Source organism: Streptomyces sp. Ncost-T10-10d, assembly GCF_900091955.1.
GTDB lineage: Bacteria > Actinomycetota > Actinomycetes > Streptomycetales > Streptomycetaceae > Streptomyces.
Genome location: NZ_FMDF01000033.1, coordinates 62,984 through 85,130, shown reverse-complemented (window position 1 = coordinate 85,130; position 22,147 = coordinate 62,984). Strand labels below are relative to the sequence as shown.

Sequence of the window (22,147 nt, the reverse complement as noted above, 5' to 3'; positions counted from 1 at the left end):
CGACGGTGGGTATGTCGGACGGCGCGAGCTTTGCGGCACTCTTGTGCGTCGGGGTGGCGGCCTGGCTGGCGGTGGTGCAGGACCAGGGGCGTCGGCGAGCGCGGGTGTTGTTCGTCGACGGGGTGGTGGAGTCGCCGCTGCGTGAGCGCCGGAAGCGGATTCAGGCTTGGTTCCAGGAGCGGTTGCGGGCGCGGCGGGAGTGGCTCTGTCTGCCGGTGGCGCTGGCCATCGCCGTGCTGGGGGAATCCGTGCTGCCGGTCCTGGCTGTGGCAGTGGCGGTGCCGCTGATGCAGCGCTGGCTGCGGAGACGGGCCCTGACACAGGAGTGGGAACGCCGGGCCGATGGGGTGGTTGCGCTGTGCGGTGCCGTCGTCGGTGAGCTGCGGGCCGGGCACGAGCCGGGGCAGGCGCTGCTCGTTGCTGTCCGAGGGACCGGGGTGATGGGAACGGCGGAGGCCGCTGTGTCCGCTGCGGCGCGGTTCGGCGGCGATGTGCCGGGGGCGCTCGGGCAGGCGGCTCGGGAGCCGGGTCTGGACGGGCTTGCCGGAGTGGCGGCCTGCTGGCGGGTGGCGGTGGACGGCGGGACCGGGCTCGCGGCGGGCCTGGACCGCCTGGAGGGTGCGCTGCGGGCGGAACGACGCAGGCGGGAGGAGTTACGGGCCCAACTGGCCGGTGCCTGGTCGACGGTGGCCGTGCTGGCGCTGCTGCCGGTGCTGGGTCTGGGGCTGGGGGCGGCACTCGGGGCGGATCCGCTGAGGGTGCTGCTGCACACGCCGGCCGGGCTGGTCTGTCTGGTGACGGGTGGGTTGCTGGAGGCGGCCGGGCTTTGTTGGGCGGGCCGGATCGTACGGGCGGGGGAGACGGCGTGAACGGGGTCACCGGCGAAGCCGTCCACCGGGCGGCGGCAGTGTGGGCAGTTCTGGGCACCGTCGCGTATCTGGCCCTCGCCCTGGCGAGACGGCGGCGGAGGCGGACCGTGCACCGTAGGGGTGCGGTGCTGCTGGCGATCGGCCCGGAGAGGCGTCGGCGCGGACGGACGGCTTCCGGTGCCCGGGTGAAGGAATGGATTGCGCCACTGGGTGTTCTGGCGGCAGGCGTGGTCCTGATCGGCGGCCTGCCAGGGGGCGCGGCCGGGCTGGCAGGGGCGTACGGCGCCTGGAGGTGGCAGCGGGCCCGGCGTAGCCGCGACCCGGGGGCCGACGCTGTGGAAGCGGCGCAGTTCTCGCGTCAACTCCCTTTGGCGGCGGACCTCTTGGCGGCCTGCATTTCTGCCGGAGCCGGGCCCCGAGAGGCGGCGGAGGCGGTGGGGGAGTCGCTGGGCGGACCGGTCGGCGTGCGCCTGACGCGGACGGCCGCGGAGATCCGGCTCGGTGGCGAACCTGCGGTGGCCTGGGGGCGGTTCGGGGAGATACCGGGCGCGGGTGCGCTGTCCCGTTGCCTGGACCGGGCGGGATCGACCGGGGCTCCGGCGGCGGAGCCGGTGGCGCGGCTGGCCGAGGCGATGCGGGCGGAGCAGGCGAGCACGGCCGTGGCGCGTGCCCAGCGAGCAGGCGTGCTGATCACCGCACCGGTCGGGCTCTGCTTTCTACCCGCTTTCCTGGCGGTCGGAGTGGCGCCGGTGGTGATCGGTCTGGCGACCGGCCTGCTTCACAACAGGTGACAGAAAAGTACTAATAAGTATCTATTGCATATTATTTATGCATTTCTCGGGGGTTGAAATGACACAGCGAATCAGGGGCTGGGCGCGGAGCATGGTGCGCCGAGTCCGGTCGGACAACGGAATGACGACATCCGAATATGCGGTGGGGACAATCGCGGCCTGTGCGTTCGCGGCGGTGCTCTACAAGGTGGTCACCAGCCAGCCGGTCATGTCCGCACTGCAGTCACTGCTCAAGGACGCGCTCGATGCGAAGTTCTAGGAGCAGTTCCGGGGCGTCCGCCGGAGGTCGTTCCAGGACCGTGTGCGGGGGCGGAGACCGGGGGGCGGTGACGGCGGAAGCGGCTATGGCGATTCCGGTGCTGGTCGTGTTCGCCCTGGTGCTGGTCTGGGCGCTCATGGCCGCCTCCGCCCAGATCCGTTGCGTGGACGCGGCCAGGGCCGGGGCGAGGGCCGCGGCCCGCTCGGAACCGGAGGCGCAGGTGCTGGAAGTCACTCGTTCGGCGGCACCCGGCGGGGCCGAAGTCGCGATGGAGCGGGCCGGTGAGCTGTGGCGGGTACGAGTGGCGGCGCCGATGCCCGGACCCGGACCACTGGCCCTCGAGCTCCATGCAGAGGCGGCAGCACTTGCAGAGGACACGGTGGGGGTGAGGCCGTGACCGGGACAGGAGGGGGAGCCCGGAAGGCCGTCCTCGGGTGGCTGCACAGGAGCGGGAATCACATGCGGAATCGGGGTCGGGCCACGGACCGGGACAGAGGCCTGGCGACGGTGTGGGTGGCGATGACCACGGCCACGTTGTGCGTGGTGTTCGCGGTCGTGCTGGCGCTCGGACAGGTGATGGTCGCCCGGCACCGGGCCGGCGGCGCGGCGGACCTGGCAGCCCTGGCCGCGGCCGACCGGGCCCTGCAAGGGTCCGGGGAGGCGTGCGGGGCGGCCGAAGAGGTGGCCGCGGCACAGGGGGCGATGGTAGTGCGGTGCACGGTGCATGGGGAGATCGCCGATGTGACGGCCCGGGTGAGTTTCGGGCCGTACGAACCGGCGGTCAGGTCCCGGGCCGGCCCTCCGGCGGCTGCTCCCGACTCTCCGGATCCGTCGCCTCCGACGGTTCCGGAGGGCCCGGCTCTCCCGGGTCCTCCGGCGCAGACCGGAGGAGTTCGCTGAGGAGGCGCACGGCGCCCCGCTTGTGCAGCGGATCGTTGCCGTTGCCGCATTTGGGGGACTGGATGCAGGACGGGCAGCCCGCCTCGCATTCGCAGGACGCGATGGCCTGGCGGGTCGCGGTCAGCCATGTGCGGGCGGTGTGGAAGGCCCGCTCGGCGAATCCGGCACCGCCCGAATGACCGTCGTACACGAAGACCGTGGGCAGCAGGGTGTCCGGGTGCAACGGCACGGAGACGCCACCGATGTCCCATCGGTCGCAGGTGGCGAAGAGCGGCAGCATCCCGATCGATGCGTGCTCCGCGGCGTGCAAGGCGCCGCCCAGGATCTCCGGGTTGATACGGGCGGCGTCGAGCTGGTCCTGCGTGACCGTCCACCACACGGCGCGCGTGCGCAGAGTGCGGGGCGGCAGGTCCAGCTTGGTCTCGCCGAGGACCTCGCCGGTGATCAGTTTGCGACGCAGGAAGGAGACGACCTGGTTGGTGACTTCCACGGAGCCGTAGCAGAGTCGCCCGTCACCCCACGGGATCTCGGTGTCGGTCTCCAGGACGGCGATGGCAGTGGTGTCGCGTGCCGTCGTCGAGTACGGCGGGTTGGCCTCCTCGACCAGGGCCACCGAGTCCTCCAGGTCCAGCTTCCGGACCAGATAGGTGCGGCCCTGGTGGAGGTGGACGGCGCCTTCGTGGACGGCGGTGTGCGCGGCCGATTCGTCGACGGTGCCCAGCAGCCGGCCGGTGCCCTCCTCGACGATCTGGACGGGGCGGCCGCCCTCGCCGCGGATGTCGGTGAGATCGGCGGCGCGCTCGCGGCGGGTCCAGTGCCAGCCCGATGCCCGTTTGCGCAGTAGCTTCGCGGCCTCCAACTGCGGCAGCAGTTCGGCCACGGCCGGGCCGAAGAGCTCCAGATCGGGCTCGGTGAGCGGGAGCTCCGCAGCAGCGGCACACAGATGCGGGGCAAGGACGTACGGGTTGTCCGGGTCAAGGACGGTCGACTCCACGGGCTGCTGGAAGAGCGCCTCGGGATGGTGGACGAGGAAGGTGTCCAGCGGGTCGTCGCGGGCCACCAGGATGGCCAGGGCGCCCTGGCCGGAGCGTCCGGCGCGGCCCGCCTGCTGCCACAGCGACGCCCTGGTACCGGGATAGCCCGCGATGACGACGGCGTCCAGGCCGGAGACATCGACGCCGAGTTCGAGGGCGGTGGTGGCGGCCAGGCCGAGCAGTCGGCCGGAGTGCAGGGCACGCTCCAGGGCGCGGCGTTCCTCGGGGAGATAACCCCCGCGGTAGGCGGCGACCCGGGTGGGCAGGGAGCGGTCCACCTCGGCGAGGCGTTCCTTGGCGATGACGGAGATCAGTTCGGCGCCGCGCCGGGAGCGTACGAAGGCGACGGAGCGGACGCCTTGGACGGTCAGATCGGTGAGGAGGTCGGCTGTCTCGGCAGTGGCGGTACGGCGCACGGGTGCGCCCTTCTCGCCGTGCAGCTCGGTGAGGGGCGGCTCCCACAGGGCGAAGACCATCTCGCCGCGCGGCGAGGCGTCGTCGGCGACCTCCTTGACCGGGAGGCCGGTGAGGCGACCCGCCGCGACGGAGGGCTCCGCCGCGGTGGCCGAGGCGAGGAGGAAGACCGGATTCGCTCCGTAGCGGGCGCACAGACGGCGTAGCCGGCGCACCACCTGGGCGACGTGGGAGCCGAAGACACCCCGATAGGTGTGGCACTCGTCGATGACGACGAAGCGCAGGGCGCGCAGGAAGGAGGACCAGCGGGGGTGGGACGGGAGTATCCCGCGGTGCAGCATGTCGGGGTTGGTCAGGACGTAGTTGGCGTACTGACGCACCCACTCGCGTTCCTCGACCGGGGTGTCGCCGTCGTAGACCGCTGGCCTGATGGCGTTGCCGAGCGGTGCCGTGAGCTCCTTCACCGCACGCCTCTGATCGGCGGCCAGGGCCTTGGTGGGGGCGAGATACAGGGCGGTCGCGCCACGGCCGTTCGGGGCCTCGGAGCCGTCGAGCAGTGTGGTGAGCACCGGGACGAGGTAGGCGAGCGACTTGCCGGACGCCGTGCCGGTGGCGATGACCACGGATTCGCCGTCCAGGGCGTGCTCGGCGGCGGCCGCCTGGTGCGCCCAAGGGTGGTTGATTCCGGCTTTTTGGATCGCGGCGATCACTTCTGGCCGGATGCGGTCGGGCCAGATGGCATGGGTTCCCGTACGCGGGGGCAAGTGCTCCGTATGAGTGATGCGCGCGGACCGGCCCGCCGCTGCGGCGAGCCGGTCGAGGACCATGGCGGGAGAGGGGCGGGAGTCCCTGTTCTCGGGTGGTCCACTGGGGCGGTGATTCTTGGCCATCGGCACCGAGTGTGTCACTGGTGTGACGGACAATGGTCCCAAGGCGTCGTGCATGGCTGCTGGTAAGTGATTGAATGCCATCGCGGCTGGCGATCCGTCCCCTGGCTCCGCCGGGGAGACCGAGGGGCGACCGCTCGATAGCAAGGTGCTGGAGGATCCGTGGACCTGTCCTTGTCGACTCGCAATGTGTCCGGCCCTGGTGGCGACCGTACGGTCGTCGAGGTCGGTGGCGAGATTGATGTGTATACCGCGCCCAAGCTGCGCGAGCAGTTGGTCGAGTTGGTGAATGACGGCAGCTACCACCTGGTTGTCGACATGGAAGGCGTCGACTTCCTCGACTCCACCGGCCTCGGCGTGCTCGTGGGCGGCCTGAAGCGTGTCCGGGCCCATGAGGGCTCGTTGCGCCTGGTCTGCAACCAGGAGCGCATTCTCAAGATTTTCCGGATCACTGGTCTGACCAAGGTGTTCCCGATTCACACCACGGTCGACGAGGCAGTTGCGGCCACCGACTGACGGTCGGTCCGTGGCCGGTCCGGCGCGCGGTCGGTGGACCGGTGGCCGTGACCGGCGGGCGGTCTGACCGCCGATTGCCTCAGTCAGGCAGTCGGCCGTCGGGCAGTCAGTGGCCGGGACCTGGGTATCCAGCGCCCCGACCGCTGAGCAACGGGTCGGCGTCCGCTCTGTCGGCGGGCTGCTTGCCGGACGGCTGTTCGGTATTCGGCTGCTTGGGGCCGTCTGCCGGTTCGGGCGCCTGTCGGTCAGTCGACAGCCTGTCCATCAGTGGGCCGGTGGTCGGCGACCAGGCCGGAGCGCCGACGGCTTCGCCGGTTCCGGAAGAAGACCGGAAACAAGACCGGGTGAAGACTGGAAGAAGAGCAGGGGCGTCGGGCAGCCCGCCCGGGTCCCTGGGTGCACGCCCGTACGTCTGAGGGGGATCACATGGCCACCGTTGAACTCCGCTTCAGCGCCCAACCCGAACACGTCAGGACGGCCCGCCTCGTGGCAGCCGCCGTGGCGCGCCGGGCGGGGGTCGATGAAGCCGTGCTCGACGAGGTCAGACTCGCCGTCGGTGAAGCCTGCAGCCGCGCAGTCGGGCTGCACCGCAGCCATGGCATCACCGCCCCTGTCTCCGTCGTCCTGACCGAGGAGGAGAAGTCCTTCTCCATCGAGGTCGGCGACGAGGTGCCCGGGCCGGGTGCCGAGCCCGCTCCCGGCGAACCCGCCGGAGCCTCCGCGACACGCGGCGCCACGCCCGGCGTGGGAATCGACGGTCCGGATTCCGAGGCCGACGCCGACGGCGAGGACGAGATGGGTCTCGCAGTCATCAGCGGCCTCGTCGATGATGTGGAAGTCAGATCGGGGACCAACGGCGGAGTGATCCGCATGAGCTGGCCGAAGACGCCCGTGACGGTGCTTCCCTGAGGCGCCGCGGGCGTCACGGGCGGTCTCGCCGTCCCGATTCCTCCGAAGCCATCCCCCGATCCATTTCTTGATCCCTCTTTTGGGGCCCTGCTGAGCAGGGCCTTTTTTCATTTCTGTGTGATCATTGATCTACAGAAAATGCGTCCGCCCCATTACTGCATTCGAGCCGATCCGCGGTTGCGATCATTTGCCGATCCGCCGTTGAGGTCAATTACATTTACCGCGCACTGTTTTGATCAGCTCCCGCTCCCTACAATCCGTCCACGTCTTGAGCGCTGAGCGTCAAGGAGGACGTATGGCGGAGTTCTTCAACACCCCACTGGTAGGACTGACGCAAGATTCCGCAATTTCCACACCTTCCGTTCGACCCGCATCTCTCGCGGCCGCTGTACTCACCGATGACAACCGCGTCATCGTGATCGTCGTCGCGGTCGTCGCCATCGCCGCGCTGGTCGTCGCCCGACTGCTGGTGCGCCAGGTGTTGGCGACCGGTGAGGGCACCGACCGTATGAAGGAGATCGCGGCAGCCGTCCAAGAGGGCGCGAATGCCTATCTGGCCCGGCAGCTGCGCACCGTCGGCATCTTTGCCGTCGTGGTCTTCTTCCTGCTTCTGCTGCTTCCGGCCGACAACTGGTCGCAGCGCGCGGGTCGTTCGTTGTTCTTCCTGGTGGGTGCGCTTTTCTCGGCGACCACCGGATACATCGGGATGCGGCTCGCCGTACGCAGTAATGTCCGTGTGGCTGCTGCTGCGCGTGAGGCGACTCCCGCGGAAGGGGAACCCGAAAGGGATCTCACCGCTGTTTCGCACAAGGCGATGAAGATCGCTTTTCGTACCGGTGGCGTGGTCGGCATGATCACCGTGGGACTCGGGCTGCTCGGTGCTTCCTGTGTCGTCCTCGTCTATGCCGCCGACGCGCCCAAGGTGCTGGAGGGCTTCGGTCTCGGTGCCGCGCTGATCGCCATGTTCATGAGGGTCGGAGGCGGTATCTTCACCAAGGCCGCGGACGTCGGCGCCGACCTCGTCGGCAAGGTGGAGCAGGGCATCCCGGAGGACGACCCACGCAATGCCGCCACCATCGCCGACAACGTGGGCGACAACGTCGGTGACTGCGCGGGCATGGCGGCCGACCTCTTCGAGTCGTACGCCGTGACGCTCGTCGCGGCGCTCATCCTCGGCAAGGCCGCCTTCGGCGACTCCGGACTGGCCTTCCCGCTGATCGTCCCAGCGATCGGCGTGGTCACCGCGATGATCGGGATCTTCGCGGTCGCCCCGCGGCGCGCCGACCGCAGCGGAATGACCGCCATCAACCGCGGATTCTTCATCTCCGCGGTGATCTCGCTCGTCCTGGTGGCCGTGGCGGTCTTCGTCTACCTGCCGTCCTCGTACGCGGATCTGGACGGCGTCACCGACACCGCCATCTCCTCGAACGGCGGCGACCCGCGGGTCTTCGCCCTGGTCGCCGTCGCCATCGGTATCGTGCTGGCCGCCCTGATCCAGCAGCTGACCGGCTACTTCACCGAGACCAACCGGCGGCCCGTCAGGGACATCGGCAAATCCTCGCTGACCGGCCCGGCCACCGTCGTACTCGCCGGTATCTCCATCGGCCTGGAGTCCGCCGTCTACACGGCACTACTGATCGGTCTGGGCGTCTACGGGGCGTTCCTGCTCGGCGGTACGTCGATCATGCTGGCGCTCTTCGCGGTGGCCCTGGCGGGGACCGGGCTGCTCACCACCGTCGGGGTCATCGTGGCCATGGACACCTTCGGCCCGGTCTCCGACAACGCGCAGGGCATCGCGGAGATGTCCGGTGACGTCACGGGCGCCGGTGCTCAGGTCCTCACCGACCTGGACGCCGTCGGCAACACCACAAAGGCCATCACCAAGGGCATCGCCATCGCCACCGCCGTCCTGGCGGCGTCGGCCCTCTTCGGTTCGTACCGCGACGCGATCGCCACGGCGGTCGACGGCGTGGGGGCCAAGGCCGGGGGGATGACACTCAGTCTGGACATCTCGCAGCCCAACAACCTGGTGGGCCTGATCCTCGGTGCCGCGGTCGTCTTCCTCTTCTCCGGGCTGGCGATCAACGCGGTGTCCCGGTCCGCCGGATCCGTGGTCTACGAGGTGCGGCGGCAGTTCCGCGAGCACCCCGGGATCATGGACTACAGCCAGAAGCCGGAGTACGGGCGCGTCGTCGACATCTGCACCAAGGACGCCCTGCGCGAACTCGCGACGCCCGGCCTGCTCGCCGTTCTGGCGCCGATCGCCGTCGGGTTCACGCTCGGCGTCGGGGCGCTGGGTTCGTATCTCGCGGGCGCCATCGGTACCGGCACACTGATGGCGGTCTTCCTGGCCAACTCCGGCGGTGCGTGGGACAACGCCAAGAAGCTCGTCGAGGACGGTCATCACGGCGGCAAGGGCAGCGACGCCCATGCCGCGACCGTCATCGGGGACACGGTCGGCGACCCGTTCAAGGACACAGCAGGACCGGCGATCAACCCCTTGCTCAAGGTGATGAACCTGGTCGCGCTGCTCATCGCCCCGGCGGTGGTGCAGTTCAGCTACGGGCAGGACGCGAGCGCCGGCGTACGAGCGGTGGTGGCGGTGCTCGCCGTCGCCGTCATCATCGGCGCGGTCTACGTTTCCAAGCGGCGCGGGATTGCCGTGGGGGACGAGGATCACCCCGCTGACAGCGACGGGGGACCCGCCAAATCGGCTGACCAGGCGGCCGTTTCGTGAGGCGGCGACGGGAAGGGGCCGGTGGCGTGTAGCCGGCTGCGCTCAACGACCGGGCGGGCGACGCACTCTGATGTGTCGTCCGCCCGGTCGTGTTCTGGTGTCGTTTGCCGGTCGGTACGCCCGTCCGTGTGCTTGCTCGGGCAGGTGTTCTAGCGCCCCGAGGGCCGCGTGGGTGAGTTGTATCTCCCTCATTTCCCTTGGTGCAAATGGCTGCAAAAGCCCACTCATCGGACGTCCGGCACCCGGATGGAGGGCGCTCGACGTGTAAGTTCCGGGGCCGAGAGCCTTGGAAGGGACCGATCCGGTGAACAAGAAGCTTGCGGCCGCGCTGTCCGGCGGTGCGGTACTGGTACTTACGCTGTCGGGCTGCAGCAGCGACGACAACAGCGCCAAGGTGAACGCCTGGGCCAAGAAGGTCTGCGACCAGGTCCAGCCCCAACTGCAGAAGATCGCGAACGCCAACGCCGCCATCCAGCAGCAGACCGCCGACAACAGCAAGCCCGCCGACGTCCAGAGGACCGACTCGGCCGCCTTCCAGCAGATCTCGCAGGCGTACAAGGCGCTGGGAGCGGCTGTCGATTCGGCGGGCGCGCCGCCGGTCGACGGCGGCGAGACCACGCAGAAGGAGGCCGTGAAGGAGCTCAACGCCTCCTCCGCGGCGTACGCGAACCTGCAGAAGAAGGTCGACGCCCTCAACACGAAGGACCAGGCGAAGTTCGCCGACGGCCTCAAGGGCATCGCGGACGAGCTGAACAAGATCAGCACCAGTGGTGACGAGGCGCTGAAGAGGCTCCAGTCCGGCGAGGTCGGCACCGCGATGGCGAAGCAGAAGGGCTGCCAGAAGCCGACGGCCTCGGTGCCGCCGAATGCCGCTTCCTCGAAGTCGGCCTCCCCGTCCGCCTCGCCCAGCAAGAAGCCGTAACCGAGCGGAAGCGGCGGTTGTACGGACGGCCCGGCTGCCCCGGTGGGCGCCGGGCCGCTGCCGTTGTCAGCGGTAGCGGACACAATGGGTGGGTGAGTACGACCAGTCTCCCCGCGCCCGACCGTTCGCCCCGGCTCCGCGAAGCCCTGCTCGCCGCCGCCTTCACCGCCGATGGGCTCCTCGACCTGCTCGGCGCGCCGGCCTATGCCGCGCTCGCCCGCAGCGAGACGGTTCCGGCGCTGCGTGCCACCAGGGCGGACTCCCCGCTCGAAATACTGGTGCGGCTCTTCCTGCTCCAGCACCCCGTCCCGTACGAGCGGGCCCGCGCCGCGCTCCCACTGGCCGAGTGCATCGAGGACGGCTGGGTGACCCGGACCGGCGACGAGGTGCGGGCCACGGTCGACGTACGCCCGTACAGCGGGCCCGAGGGGCAGGACTGGTACATCGTCTCCGACCTGGGCTGCGCGGTCGGCGGCGCGGGCGGCATCGGTTCGCGCGAGGAGGGCGTGGTCCTCGGAGTCGGCGGGGCGTCCACCACGCTCGCCGGGATCACCGTCCGCACGCCTGTCGCCTCCGCGCTCGATGTCGGTACGGGCTCGGGCATCCAGGCGCTGCACGCCTCGCAGCACGCCACCCGGGTCACGGCCACCGACCTCAACCCGCGTGCGCTGGACTTCACCCGGCTGACGCTCGCCCTGTCCGGAGCCGCCCCGGCCGAGCTGCGCCAGGGTTCCCTGTACGAGCCGGTCGGAACCGAGACGTACGACCTGATCGTCTCCAACCCGCCGTTCGTCATCTCGCCCGGCGCCCGCCTCACCTACCGTGACGGCGGCATGGGCGGCGACGATCTGTGCCGGACCTTGGTGCAGCAGTCGGGCGACCGGTTGAACGAAGGCGGATATGCCCACTTCCTCGCCAACTGGCAGCACATCGACGGCGAGGAGTGGCAGAACCGGCTGAGTTCCTGGGTGCCTCACGGCTGCGACGCCTGGATCGTGCAGCGCGAGGTCCAGGACGTCACGCAGTACGCGGAGCTGTGGCTGCGCGACAGCGGAGACCACCGCACGGACCCCGCCGATTACGCCGCACGGTACGACGCCTGGCTGGACGAGTTCGAGGCCCGCAAGACCAAGGGCGTCGGCTTCGGCTGGATCACTCTGCGGAAGTCCGCCGCGGCTGCCGCCGGAAACCCGTCCGTCGTGATCGAGGAGTGGCCGCACGCGGTGGAGCAGCCGCTCGGACCGGCCGTCCAGGCCCATTTCGCCCGCCAGGACTACCTCCGCGCACAGGACGACGCGGCGCTCCTGGCCGGCCATTTCGCACTCGCCGCCGAGGTCGTGCAGGAGCAGGTCGGACTGCCGGGCGCGGAGGACCCCGAGCATGTGGTGCTCCGTCAGAACCGCGGCATGCGGCGTGCGACGAAGGTGGACGCCGTCGGCGCGGGCTTCGCGGGCGTGTGCGACGGAACGCTGCCCGCGGGCCGGATCCTGGACGCGATCGCCCAGTTGATGAACGAGGACCCCGTGCTGCTGCGCGATCGCACCCCGCAGGCGATCCGACTGCTGGTGGAGGAGGGCTTCCTGGAGCCGGTGCCGACGGCGAGCTGATGGCGTTGCTCCGGTCCTGGTCCGAGCCTCGGCCCCGGGGTGGGGCAGCTGCCGGCTCCGCCACCGCGGCTGTCTCCCGCACCGGACTCCGTTCCGGTTCGGGTGCGTGCTGCCGTTTGTAATGAACGGGCTCGCCATCAGCGTCTTCATGCTGACCGCCGACGGCCCGCCGCGGAGGCTGCGGATTCCGGTTGGCTCACGGACCGGTCCTGCCCCCGGGGCCTCGGTCCTGCACCTCCGGGATGTGTGAATCCGGCCATTCACCGGGGGTTCGCGTGCACGACGCCCTGGGGTGGCAGCCTCCCCCTGACCGGATGGCACAGGCCCCGGCCGAGCAGGGACAGGGAGGCGTACGGACATGGAGAGCGGACCTGCGGTCTTCGCCGGAACAGCATTCGCACTGTTCGGCGCCGCACTGCTGCTGTGGACGGGGGCGCGCGTGCTGCACCGCGCGCCGGTGGCGCACGGTGTGAGCCCCGTCGCCTCCGCCGCTCTCGCCACTGTGTTCGGCGTACTTTTTCTCGTCCTCGGTGTGTGGTGCTTCACCCGCATCTGATCCACTCCCCGCCGGACCCGGCCGGGAACCGCAGGGCGCGGCGGCCGGTGGCAGGGAACACGCCCGGACCGTCCGCCTCTCACCGCCGGTGCCGGCAGCGCCGCCACAGCGACCGGAAACCCGCAGGCAGCGGCCGTGCGCGCAGCGGACCGGGCAGTCCGGGCGGCAGGAATGGCGGAAGTCGGGTTACCGTTCGAGTGGCCGTTGCGGGCTTTTGCCGTTTGACACGGGGGCGGGTTGTACCGTCACACTCCGCAGCGACAGCACCGTCGGCAGCGTCAGCGCGCTGCCCGGATGCCCACTGAGTGTCGACCGGAGAGAAGAGCGAAGTTGTCCCCGACCAGCGAGACCGCACAGGGCGGCCGCCGACTCGTCATCGTCGAGTCGCCTGCCAAGGCGAAGACGATCAAGGGCTACCTCGGCCCCGGATACGTCGTCGAGGCGAGCGTCGGGCACATCCGCGACCTGCCGAACGGCGCCGCAGAGGTCCCGGACGAGTACACCGGCGAGGTCCGTCGGCTCGGCGTCGACGTCGAGCATGACTTCCAGCCCGTCTATGTCGTCAACGCGGACAAGAAGGCGCAGGTCAGGAAGCTCAAGCAGCTGCTGGCCGAGTCCGACGAACTCTTCCTCGCCACCGATGAGGACCGCGAGGGCGAAGCCATCGCGTGGCACCTGCAGGAAGTCCTGAAGCCCAAGGTCCCGGTCCACCGGATGGTCTTCCACGAGATCACCAAGGACGCGATCCGGGAGGCCGTCGCCAACCCGCGTGAGCTCAACCAGCGCATGGTCGACGCCCAGGAGACCCGCCGAATCCTCGACCGTCTCTACGGCTACGAGGTCTCGCCGGTCCTGTGGAAGAAGGTCATGCCGCGCCTGTCGGCCGGCCGCGTCCAGTCCGTGGCAACCCGTCTCGTCGTCGAACGGGAGCGCGAGCGCATCGCCTTCCGTTCCGCCGAGTACTGGGACCTGACCGGCACCTTCGCCACCGGCCGCGCCGGTGACGCCTCCGACCCGTCGACCCTCGCCGCCCGTCTCAGCGCGGTCGACGGCCGCCGCATCGCCCAGGGCCGTGACTTCGGCCCGGACGGGCAGCTGAAGTCCGGCTCCGTCCAGGTGCTGCACCTGGACGAGACGAACGCCCGCGCCCTGGCCGCCGCGCTCGCCGACGCCACGTTCGCCGTACGGTCGGTCGAGTCGAAGCCGTACCGCCGCTCCCCGTACGCCCCGTTCCGCACGACGACCCTCCAGCAGGAGGCGAGCCGGAAGCTGGGCTTCGGGGCCAAGGCCACCATGCAGGTCGCGCAGAAGCTGTACGAGAACGGCTTCATCACCTACATGCGTACGGACTCCACGACCCTCTCGGACACCGCGGTCTCCGCGGCCCGGGCCCAGGTCACGCAGCTGTACGGTGCCGACTACCTGCCGGACAAGCCGCGCACGTACGCCGGGAAGGTCAAGAACGCGCAGGAGGCACACGAGGCGATCCGCCCCTCCGGCGACCGCTTCCGCACCCCTGCCGAGACCGGCCTCACCGGCGACCAGTTCCGGCTCTACGAGCTCATCTGGAAGCGGACCGTTGCTTCCCAGATGAAGGACGCGGTCGGTAACTCCGTCACTGTCAAGATCGGTGGCCGGGCGAGCGACGGCCGCGACGCCGAATTCTCCGCGTCCGGCAAGACGATCACCTTCCACGGCTTCATGAAGGCGTACGTCGAAGGCGCCGACGACCCGAACGCCGAGCTCGACGACCGTGAGCGGCGACTCCCGCAGGTCGCCGAGGGCGATGCGCTGTCCGCCGAGGAGATCTCGGTCGACGGCCATGCCACCAAGCCGCCGGCCCGCTACACCGAGGCCTCGCTGGTCAAGGAGCTCGAAGAGCGCGAGATCGGCCGCCCGTCGACGTACGCCTCGATCATCGGCACGATCCTGGACCGTGGCTACGTCTTCAAGAAGGGCACGGCGCTCGTCCCGTCGTTCCTCTCTTTCGCCGTGGTCAACCTGCTGGAGAAGCACTTCGGCCGGCTCGTCGACTACGACTTCACCGCGAAGATGGAGGACGACCTCGACCGCATCGCGCGCGGCGAGGCCCAGTCCGTGCCGTGGCTGAAGCGCTTCTACTTCGGGGCGGGCGCCGGCGACACGACCGGAGCAGGGGCGGCCTCCGACGCGGGCAACGGCGACGGCGACCACCTCGGCGGTCTGAAGGAGCTCGTCACCGACCTCGGCGCGATCGACGCGCGCGAGATCTCCTCCTTCCCCGTCGGCAACGACATCAAGCTCCGGGTCGGCCGGTACGGCCCGTACATCGAGCGCGGCGAGAAGGACTCCGAGGGCCACCAGCGCGCGGACGTGCCGGAGGACCTGGCGCCCGACGAGCTGTCCGTCGAGTACGCGGAGGAGCTGCTGGCCAAGCCGAGCGGCGACTTCGAGCTCGGTGCGGACCCGGTCACCGGGCACCAGATCATCGCCAAGGACGGGCGCTACGGCCCGTACGTCACCGAGGTGCTGCCCGAGGGCACCCCGAAGACCGGCAAGAACGCGGTCAAGCCGCGGACGGCCTCGCTCTTCAAGTCCATGTCGCTGGACACGGTGACGCTGGCGGACGCGCTCAGGCTGATGTCGCTGCCGCGTGTCGTCGGTGAGGATGCCGACGGGCTCGAGATCACCGCGCAGAACGGCCGCTACGGCCCGTATCTGAAGAAGGGCACGGACTCGCGTTCGCTGACCTCCGAGGAACAGCTCTTCGACATCACCCTCGAAGAGGCCCTTGCGATCTACGCCCAGCCCAAGCAGCGCGGCCGCGCCGCCGCCAAGCCGCCGCTGAAGGAACTGGGCACCGACCCGGTGAGCGGGGCTCCGGTCGTGGTCAAGGACGGGCGCTTCGGTGCGTATGTCACCGACGGCGAGACCAACGCCACGCTGCGGACCGACGACAGCGTCGAGACCATCACGCCGGAGCGCGGCTACGAGCTGCTCGCCGAGAAGCGCGCCAAGGGGCCCGCCAAGAAGAAGACGGCGAAGAAGGCCCCGGCCAAGAAGGCGACCGCGAAGAAGGCGACCGCGAAGAAGACGGTGGCCAAGAAGACGACTGCGGCAGCCAAGAAGACCGCGGCGAAGAAGACGACGACCGCGAAGAAGGCGACCGCGGCGAAGAAGACGACTGCGGCGTCCGTGGAGGACTGACCGTACGGCCGATTGCCGGAGGGGCTGGGCTTTCCAGCCCCTCCGGTGTTTGCGTACCGGGGCCGGGTGGGCGAGGGGCGGGGCGCCTGCGGCGGGGCTGGTCCCGCTGCCCGCCCCTTCCCGGGGACCGGGCTTCTGCCCCGGACCCCGCTCCCCGCAAGCGCTGGAGGGGCTGGGAACGCCCCTCGATTGCCGACGGGGCGGGAGACGCCCGCACCCGCGGACGCCCATATGTTCGGGCGGGGCCTCCGGGGACCCTGCCACTCCGGATAGGCTGGGCGGATGACGCGAGCCGAGCAGCCAACGGTCGTGAGCCCCACCTCCGACACACTTGCCGCAGACTCACGCGAGCGCGCCGTACGAGCCCTGTTGCGTGTTCCCCCGCTGAAGCGGTTGTGGAGCGCCCAGCTCGTCGGCAGTATCGGCGATGCACTCGCCCTTCTCGTGTTGGTGCTGATGTCGCTGCAAGCGGCGGTCCTCGAGGGCTCATTCGGAGCCGGGTACCGAGGGGCGGCATTTGCCGTCGCCGCGGTGTTCGGTGCCCGGATCCTTGCCACCCTGCTCTTCGGAGCCGTACTCCTGGGGCCGCTGACGACGCTCACCGCGCCAGGAGGACCGCTGGACCGGCGGTGGCTGATGATCGGGACGGACGGGCTGAGGCTCGCGCTGCTGGTCGTCGCACCGCTGTGGATCGACTGGATGCCCGACAAGGCGCTCATGATGATCCTCATCACCGTCTTCGTCATCGGCACGGCCGAACGCCTGTGGACGGTTGCCAAGGACGGTGCCGCCCCCGCGCTGCTGCCCGCCCCGCCCCCCGAAGGCGCCGCTGTACGTCCGCTGCCCGACCACCTCGACGCACTGCGCCGGCTCTTCATCCGCACCGACTTCGCCGCCATTCCGGCCGCCGCGGCCGTCCTGCTGATCGCCACGCTCATCGGCAACCTGCTGGGCTCGGGCCTGGAGTGGTTCTCGCTCCACCAGGCGGCCCTCGGCTCGTACGTCGCGGCCGGGCTCTTCTCGGCCTCGATCTCCACCCTGTACTTCCTGGAACTGCCCGGTTCGCAGACGCCCCGCCCGCGCTCGCCGCTGGAGGGCCTGCGCCGACCGTCGACCGGCAGTGGAACCGACAAGGGCCGCACCGGATCCGTGCGGCTGTTCGTCGGCGTCTCCGCCGCAGTCGCCGGAGCCATTGCCGCCGCTGCCGCCGTCGCCGTTCTGCACGCCGCCGACCTCGGCGGCGGCCCCGCCACCTTCGCCCTGCTGATTCTCGGCCTGACCGGAGCCACGGGTGTCGGCATCCGAACCGCGGGGAAGGTGCTGCCCGCGCTGTCGCGGCGCCGACTGCTCGCGCTGGCCACCGCCGTCACGGGCATCGCACTCCTTGCCATGGGGCTCGTACCGGACACGGCGACCGTGCTGATGATCACGGTGCTCGCCGGATACGCGGCGGGTGTCGCGGCAGGCACCGGTCATGTCCTGGTCGACCAGGAGACCGAGGAGTTCCGCCGGGCCAGGACCACCGAACACCTCCAGGCCGTCGTACGGGTCCTCATCGCGCTCGGCGCGCTCGCGGGCCCGCTGCTGGCCGCCGCGATCGGCGAGCACCGGCTGACCTCCGGTGGCTTCGTCTTCGCCCACGGCGGAGCGGCCTTCGCGCTGATGCTGATCGGCGCACTGCTGCTGCCCGTCGCCGTGATCGTCCTCGCCAAGACGGACGACCGCTCCGGAGTGCCACTGCGTCGTGATCTGCGCGAGGCGCTGCGCGGCGGCGACCCGGCCGTCGCCCCTGCCGCGACCGGTTTCTTCCTCGTCCTGGAGGGCGGCGACGGCGCCGGCAAGTCCACCCAGGTCGAGGCGCTCGCCGAGTGGATCCGCGCCAAGGGCCACGAGGTCGTCGTCACCCGTGAGCCGGGCGCGACCCCGGTCGGCAAGCGGCTGCGCTCGATCCTGCTCGATGTGTCGTCGGCCGGGCTCTCCAACCGGGCCGAGGCACTGCTGTACGCCGCCGACCGCGCCGAGCACGTCGACTCGGTCGTCCGTCCGGCGCTGGAGCGGGGCGCGATCGTCATCTCCGACCGTTACATCGACTCGTCCGTTGCCTACCAGGGCGCGGGCCGTGACCTCTCCCCGACCGAGATCGCCCGGATCTCACGCTGGGCGACGAGTGGACTCGTACCGCATCTGACGGTGCTGCTGGACGTCGACCCGGAGACCGCGCGGGAACGGTTCACCGAGGCGCCCGACCGGCTGGAGTCCGAGCCGCCCGAGTTCCATGCCCGGGTGCGGTCCGGCTTCCTGACGTTGGCCGCGGCCGACCCGACCCGCTACCTGGTGGTGGACGCGGGCCAGGATCCGGAATCGATCACCACGGTCGTACGCCACCGGCTCGACCAGCTCCTCCCGCTCTCCGAGGCCGAGATCAAGGCCCAGGAGGAGGCGCGCAAGGCCGCCGAGGAAGAGGCCAGGCGCAAGGCCGAGGAAGAGGCGGCCCGCAAGGCCGAGGAGGAGCGGCTGGAGCGCGAGCGGCAGGAACAGCTCGCCAAGCTCCGCGCCGAGGAGGAGGAGCGCAAGCGCCGGGAGCTGGAGGAGGCACGCCGCCGCGAAGCCGAGCGCCAGGCGGAGGAGGCCCGGCAGCGGGCCGAGGAAGCCCGGCGTCTGGCCGAGGAGGAGCGGGCCAGGCTGGCGGCCGAGGAGGCGGCCCGCGAGGCCGAGCAGGCCCGGCTGCGCAGGCAGGCCGAGGAGGAGGCCCGGCTGCGCAAGGAGGCCGAGGCGCGGCGGCTGGAAAAGCAGCGCAAGGCCGAAGAGGCGTTGCTGCGGGCCGAGGAAGCCCGCCGGAAGGCCGAGGCCGAGGCGGCTGCGGCGGCAGAGGCGGCCCGGGCGGAGGCGGCTGCGTCGGCGTCCGTACCGGACAGCGAGATCACGGTGCCGACACCGATCGTCAACCCGAACGATGTGACGCAGCCGGTGCCTTCGCCGGTCACCCCGCCCTCGCCCGCCGACGAGGCCGAGACGGCGATGCTTCCGAAGATCCACGACCGGTCCGTGCGCCCTGGCGTGGCGGGTGCCGCGGATGAGACGACGGTTCTTCCTCCGGTGCAGGACGTACGCGACGCCCGGGCTGCTCGTGACGCCCGGGACGCGAATCCGGCAGACCGGGTTCCGCGGGGCATCTTCCGTGACGAGCGCCCGGCGGACTCCGCCCGGGAGAGCGAGAACGAGCGCACGCGCGAGCTTCCGCAGATCAGCGACCCGCATGCGGTCGCCCCGGAGCCGGTTCAGGACCACTGGGACGCTCAGGAACGTCAGGAGCGCCGGGGCCGGCGCCCTCGTCCCGACTGGGCCGAGGAGACCCCGTTGGACGATCTTCCGACGCTGGCGGACGAGCTGCTGGGCAACCACCGCGACGACGAGGGCTCAGGCCCCTCGGGCCGGGGACGGCGCCCGCGCCGTTGATCCGCGGAGGCTGCCGGGCGGGTCGACGGCCCGGCAGCCGGACTGCGGTGCTGCCGGGATTGTCAGACCCGTCCCCCACAATGGGAGTCGGATCGGGGAAGCCGGATCGACAAGCAGTGACATCACAGCTGCGCGGCCGCATCGCCAGCCGCGCGGCCGCACACCACCGGAAGGGCGGTGACCCATGACCGTATGGGACGACCTGGTCGGTCAGGACCGGGTGCAGGAGCAGCTCGGTGCCGCCGCCCGGGACGCCGATGCGCTGGTCACCGCCCACTCCGCGGGGGAGCCGGTGCCTCCGGGGTCGAAGATGACCCACGCCTGGCTGTTCACCGGCCCGCCGGGCTCCGGCCGTTCCACCGCCGCCCGGGCCTTCGCCGCCGCCCTCCAGTGCACCAGCCCCGACCGCGCCCTGGGCGGCGCACCGGGCTGCGGCTTCTGTGACGGCTGCCACACCAGCCTCATCGGTACGCACGCCGACGTAGAGGTGGTCCGTACCGATCTGCTCTCCATCGGTGTGAAGGAGACCCGCGAGCTGGTCCGCCGCGCCCAGCTCTCCCCGGCCGTCGGCCGCTGGCAGGTCATCGTTCTGGAGGACGCCGACCGGCTCACCGAAGGCGCGGGGAACGTCCTGCTGAAGGCTGTCGAGGAGCCCGCGCCGCGCACGGTGTGGCTGCTCTGCGCACCCTCCCTCGAAGATGTGCTGCCCACCATCCGTTCCCGCTGTCGTCACCTCACGCTGCGCACGCCCCCGGTCGATGCTGTCGCCGATGTCCTGATCCGGCGAGACGGCATCGATCCGGAGCAGGCCGCGTTCGCCGCCCGTGCCACCCAGGGCCACATCGGCAGGGCTCGTCGCCTCGCCACCGACGAGAGGGCCCGCTCCCGTCGCGCCGACGTGCTCAAGCTCCCGCTGCGGGTCGAGGACATCGGAGGCTGTCTCAAGGCCGCCCAGGAGCTGATCGACACCGCCACCGATGACGCCAAGCAGGTCTCGGAGGAGGTCGACGCCAAGGAGACGGAAGAGATGAAGGCCGCGCTCGGCGCCGCCGCCGGGGGGCGGATGCCGCGCGGCACGGCGGGGGTGATGAAGGAGCTGGAGGACAGACAGAAGCGCCGCAAGACCCGTACCCAGCGTGACAGCCTCGATCTCGCGCTCACCGATCTGACCAGCTTCTACCGCGACGTACTGGCCATCCAGCTGGGCTCGCGGATCGCCATCGCCCATGCGGACGCGCAGGATGCCCTCGACCGCATCGCCCGCTCCTCCACGCCCGAGCGAACCCTGCGCCGGATAGAGGCGGTGATCGCCTGCCGCCGGGCGCTGGACCGCAATGTGGCACCGCTGCTCGCGGTGGAGGCGATGACGATGGCGCTGCGCGCGGGCTGACGCCACTCATCACTCATCGCCGTTGCTCATCATCACCGTTCATCACTGCTTTTTCACCCGTACGAGCAGACAAGCGGGCGACCCGTCACCCGGCGACTACGCTCCGAGGATGGACTCCAGGCGCCCGCTCCGCATCCTTGCCACCGTGCTCGGTACTGCCGCCCTCCTCATCTCCGGCTGCAGCAGTGGTAGTTCGACGAGCGCCTCGCCGTCCGCCCCAGCGGTGCCCGCGGCGCTCGCGCCGTATTACGCGCAACAGCTGAACTGGCGGGACTGCGGCGCCGAGGGGTTCCAGTGCACGACGATGAAGGCGCCCCTGGACTACGCGAAGCCGGACGGCGGCGACATCGAGCTGGCCGTCTCCCGCATGAAGGCCACCGGACCGGGCAAGCGGATCGGCTCCCTCCTGGTGAATCCGGGCGGCCCCGGCGGTTCGGCCGTCGGCTACCTCCAGAGTTACGCGGCCATCGGCTATCCCGCCCAGGTCCGGGCTCGTTACGACATGGTCGCCATCGACCCGCGCGGAGTGGCCCGCAGTGAGCCCGTCGAATGCCTCACCGGTCCGCAGATGGATGCCTATACCCAGGTCGACCAGACCCCGGACGACGCCACCGAGGTCAAAAGGCTGAGCGACGCCTACAAGGAGTTCGCAAGCGGCTGCGAGCGGCGCTCGGGCGAGATCCTCCCCCATGTCTCCACCGTCGAGACGGCCCGCGACATGGACATGTTGCGGGCCCTGCTCGGTGACGGGAAGCTGCACTACGTCGGGGCGTCGTACGGCACCTATCTCGGCGCGACGTATGCCGAGCTCTTCCCCGCTCGCGTCGGCCGCCTGGTCCTGGACGGCGCGATGGACCCGTCACTCCCCGCAGTCGACGCGAACCGCGACCAGACCGCGGGCTTCGAGACCGCGTTCCAGTCCTTCGCCGCCGACTGCGTGAAGAAGGCGGACTGCCCGCTCGGCACCACCTCCACCGCCGACGCGGCCACCCGTCTGAAGCAGCTCTTCGCCGGCCTCGACGCCAGGCCGATTCCCACCGGCGCCTCGCGCGAGCTCACCGAATCCCTCGCCACCACGGGAGTCATCGCCGCCATGTACGACGAGTCGGCCTGGCCCCAGCTCCGCGTTGCCCTCGCCGGGGCCGAGAAGGGTGACGGTTCCGGCCTGCTCTCCCTGGCGGACAGCTATTACGAACGCGAGCCGAACGGCACGTACGCGAACCTGATGTTCGCCAACGCTGCCGTGAACTGCCTGGACATGCCGCCCGCCTTCGCCGACGCCAATGCCGCAGCCCAGGCACTCACCGGGTTCGAGAAGGCATCCCCGGTCTTCGGCAGGACCTTCACCTGGGCCGCCCTGAACTGCGCCCACTGGCCGGTCCGGTCCACCGGCACCCCCCACCGCATCGAGGCGAAGGGTGCCGACCCGATCCTCGTGGTCGGCACCACCCGCGACCCGGCCACTCCGTACAAGTGGGCCGAGTCCCTGGCCGGCCAGCTCTCCTCCGGCACCCTCCTCACCTATCGCGGCGACGGGCACACGGCGTACGGCCGCGGCAGTGACTGCATCGACACGGCGATCAACACCTACCTCCTGGAGGGCACCCCGCCGGCCAAGGGCAAGATGTGCTCCTGATCCCATCCGGAGCCCCGCTGACCTGCGGAAACGGGCCAAAGCCAGGCTGGTACGGAGCACCCCCGGAAACTGTGTAGA

General features: G+C 70.5%; 16 protein-coding genes. 15 read left to right on the top strand and 1 reads right to left on the bottom strand.

Annotated features, from left to right (window positions below; translation table 11 throughout):
* Nucleotides 1-11 precede the first annotated feature (11 nt).
* From GA0115254_RS03265 to GA0115254_RS03245, 5 genes are all read left to right on the top strand, one after another.
* Nucleotides 12-869 (top strand): type II secretion system F family protein, encoded by an 858-nt coding sequence (locus GA0115254_RS03265; RefSeq protein WP_093893749.1) that lies wholly within the window; start codon nucleotides 12-14, stop codon nucleotides 867-869.
* The gene (locus GA0115254_RS03260; protein WP_093893728.1) at nucleotides 866-1,660 is read left to right on the top strand and encodes a type II secretion system F family protein; all 795 of its coding nucleotides are present in this window, start codon (nucleotides 866-868) and stop codon (nucleotides 1,658-1,660) included. The genes GA0115254_RS03265 and GA0115254_RS03260 overlap by 4 nt, the downstream gene beginning before the upstream one ends.
* A gap of 58 nt (nucleotides 1,661-1,718) precedes the next feature.
* On the top strand, nucleotides 1,719-1,919 hold the full coding sequence (locus GA0115254_RS03255) for a DUF4244 domain-containing protein (protein ID WP_093893727.1): 201 nt from the start codon (nucleotides 1,719-1,721) through the stop codon (nucleotides 1,917-1,919).
* Complete coding sequence (locus tag GA0115254_RS03250) at nucleotides 1,906-2,316, top strand: TadE family type IV pilus minor pilin (RefSeq protein ID WP_107451296.1); 411 nt, start codon at nucleotides 1,906-1,908, stop codon at nucleotides 2,314-2,316. Before GA0115254_RS03255 ends, GA0115254_RS03250 begins: the two co-directional genes overlap by 14 nt.
* A gap of 62 nt (nucleotides 2,317-2,378) precedes the next feature.
* Nucleotides 2,379-2,819 (top strand): Rv3654c family TadE-like protein, encoded by a 441-nt coding sequence (locus GA0115254_RS03245; protein WP_141720759.1) that lies wholly within the window; start codon nucleotides 2,379-2,381, stop codon nucleotides 2,817-2,819.
* On the opposite strand, the gene GA0115254_RS03240 is transcribed toward GA0115254_RS03245, so the two are convergent.
* Complete coding sequence (locus GA0115254_RS03240) at nucleotides 2,701-5,238, bottom strand: DEAD/DEAH box helicase (protein ID WP_256102371.1); 2,538 nt, start codon at nucleotides 5,236-5,238, stop codon at nucleotides 2,701-2,703. The two genes, GA0115254_RS03245 and GA0115254_RS03240, sit on opposite strands and share 119 nt — an antisense overlap.
* A gap of 78 nt (nucleotides 5,239-5,316) precedes the next feature.
* Between GA0115254_RS03240 and GA0115254_RS03235 the strand changes: the two genes are divergently transcribed.
* From GA0115254_RS03235 to GA0115254_RS03185, 10 genes are all read left to right on the top strand, one after another.
* The gene (locus GA0115254_RS03235) at nucleotides 5,317-5,670 is read left to right on the top strand and encodes an STAS domain-containing protein (protein WP_003967428.1); all 354 of its coding nucleotides are present in this window, start codon (nucleotides 5,317-5,319) and stop codon (nucleotides 5,668-5,670) included.
* 426 nt (nucleotides 5,671-6,096) lie between these two features.
* Nucleotides 6,097-6,579, top strand: a complete 483-nt coding sequence (locus GA0115254_RS03230; RefSeq protein WP_093893724.1) for an ATP-binding protein — start codon at nucleotides 6,097-6,099, stop codon at nucleotides 6,577-6,579.
* 295 nt (nucleotides 6,580-6,874) lie between these two features.
* On the top strand, nucleotides 6,875-9,316 hold the full coding sequence (locus GA0115254_RS03225) for a sodium-translocating pyrophosphatase (RefSeq protein WP_093893723.1): 2,442 nt from the start codon (nucleotides 6,875-6,877) through the stop codon (nucleotides 9,314-9,316).
* Nucleotides 9,317-9,620: 304 nt separating this feature from the next.
* Nucleotides 9,621-10,238 carry a small secreted protein gene (locus GA0115254_RS03220; protein ID WP_093893748.1) on the top strand — a complete coding sequence of 206 codons (618 nt, stop codon included), beginning with the start codon at nucleotides 9,621-9,623 and terminating at the stop codon, nucleotides 10,236-10,238.
* A gap of 92 nt (nucleotides 10,239-10,330) precedes the next feature.
* Nucleotides 10,331-11,845 carry a N5-glutamine methyltransferase family protein gene (locus GA0115254_RS03215; RefSeq protein ID WP_093893722.1) on the top strand — a complete coding sequence of 505 codons (1,515 nt, stop codon included), beginning with the start codon at nucleotides 10,331-10,333 and terminating at the stop codon, nucleotides 11,843-11,845.
* 358 nt (nucleotides 11,846-12,203) lie between these two features.
* Nucleotides 12,204-12,401: a hypothetical protein gene (locus GA0115254_RS03210; RefSeq protein ID WP_093893721.1), complete on the top strand. Its 198-nt coding sequence runs from the start codon at nucleotides 12,204-12,206 to the stop codon at nucleotides 12,399-12,401.
* A 330-nt stretch (nucleotides 12,402-12,731) separates the two neighbouring features.
* Nucleotides 12,732-15,587 (top strand): type I DNA topoisomerase, encoded by a 2,856-nt coding sequence (topA, locus tag GA0115254_RS03200; protein WP_093893719.1) that lies wholly within the window; start codon nucleotides 12,732-12,734, stop codon nucleotides 15,585-15,587.
* Nucleotides 15,588-15,869: 282 nt separating this feature from the next.
* Nucleotides 15,870-19,043, top strand: coding sequence for a dTMP kinase (gene tmk, locus GA0115254_RS03195; RefSeq protein ID WP_093893718.1), 3,174 nt, complete (start codon nucleotides 15,870-15,872; stop codon nucleotides 19,041-19,043).
* Between the two features lie 184 nt (nucleotides 19,044-19,227).
* On the top strand, nucleotides 19,228-20,433 hold the full coding sequence (locus tag GA0115254_RS03190) for a DNA polymerase III subunit delta' (RefSeq protein ID WP_093893717.1): 1,206 nt from the start codon (nucleotides 19,228-19,230) through the stop codon (nucleotides 20,431-20,433).
* A gap of 109 nt (nucleotides 20,434-20,542) precedes the next feature.
* On the top strand, nucleotides 20,543-22,069 hold the full coding sequence (locus GA0115254_RS03185; protein WP_093893716.1) for an alpha/beta hydrolase: 1,527 nt from the start codon (nucleotides 20,543-20,545) through the stop codon (nucleotides 22,067-22,069).
* Nucleotides 22,070-22,147: the final 78 nt, after the last annotated feature.

Excerpts from the sequence above, each read along its gene's own strand:
- GA0115254_RS03265 (WP_093893749.1), top strand. The coding sequence starts at position 12 with ATGTCGGACGGCGCGAGCTTTGCGGCACTCTTGTGCGTCGGGGTGGCG.
- GA0115254_RS03255 (WP_093893727.1), top strand. The coding sequence starts at position 1,719 with ATGACACAGCGAATCAGGGGCTGGGCGCGGAGCATGGTGCGCCGAGTC.
- tmk (WP_093893718.1), top strand. The coding sequence starts at position 15,870 with ATGACGCGAGCCGAGCAGCCAACGGTCGTGAGCCCCACCTCCGACACA.
- GA0115254_RS03190 (WP_093893717.1), top strand. The coding sequence starts at position 19,228 with ATGACCGTATGGGACGACCTGGTCGGTCAGGACCGGGTGCAGGAGCAG.
- GA0115254_RS03245 (WP_141720759.1), top strand. The coding sequence starts at position 2,379 with ATGCGGAATCGGGGTCGGGCCACGGACCGGGACAGAGGCCTGGCGACG.
- GA0115254_RS03185 (WP_093893716.1), top strand. The coding sequence starts at position 20,543 with ATGGACTCCAGGCGCCCGCTCCGCATCCTTGCCACCGTGCTCGGTACT.
- GA0115254_RS03250 (WP_107451296.1), top strand. The coding sequence starts at position 1,906 with ATGCGAAGTTCTAGGAGCAGTTCCGGGGCGTCCGCCGGAGGTCGTTCC.
- GA0115254_RS03225 (WP_093893723.1), top strand. The coding sequence starts at position 6,875 with ATGGCGGAGTTCTTCAACACCCCACTGGTAGGACTGACGCAAGATTCC.
- GA0115254_RS03210 (WP_093893721.1), top strand. The coding sequence starts at position 12,204 with ATGGAGAGCGGACCTGCGGTCTTCGCCGGAACAGCATTCGCACTGTTC.
- GA0115254_RS03230 (WP_093893724.1), top strand. The coding sequence starts at position 6,097 with ATGGCCACCGTTGAACTCCGCTTCAGCGCCCAACCCGAACACGTCAGG.
- GA0115254_RS03240 (WP_256102371.1), bottom strand. The coding sequence starts at position 5,238 with ATGGCATTCAATCACTTACCAGCAGCCATGCACGACGCCTTGGGACCA.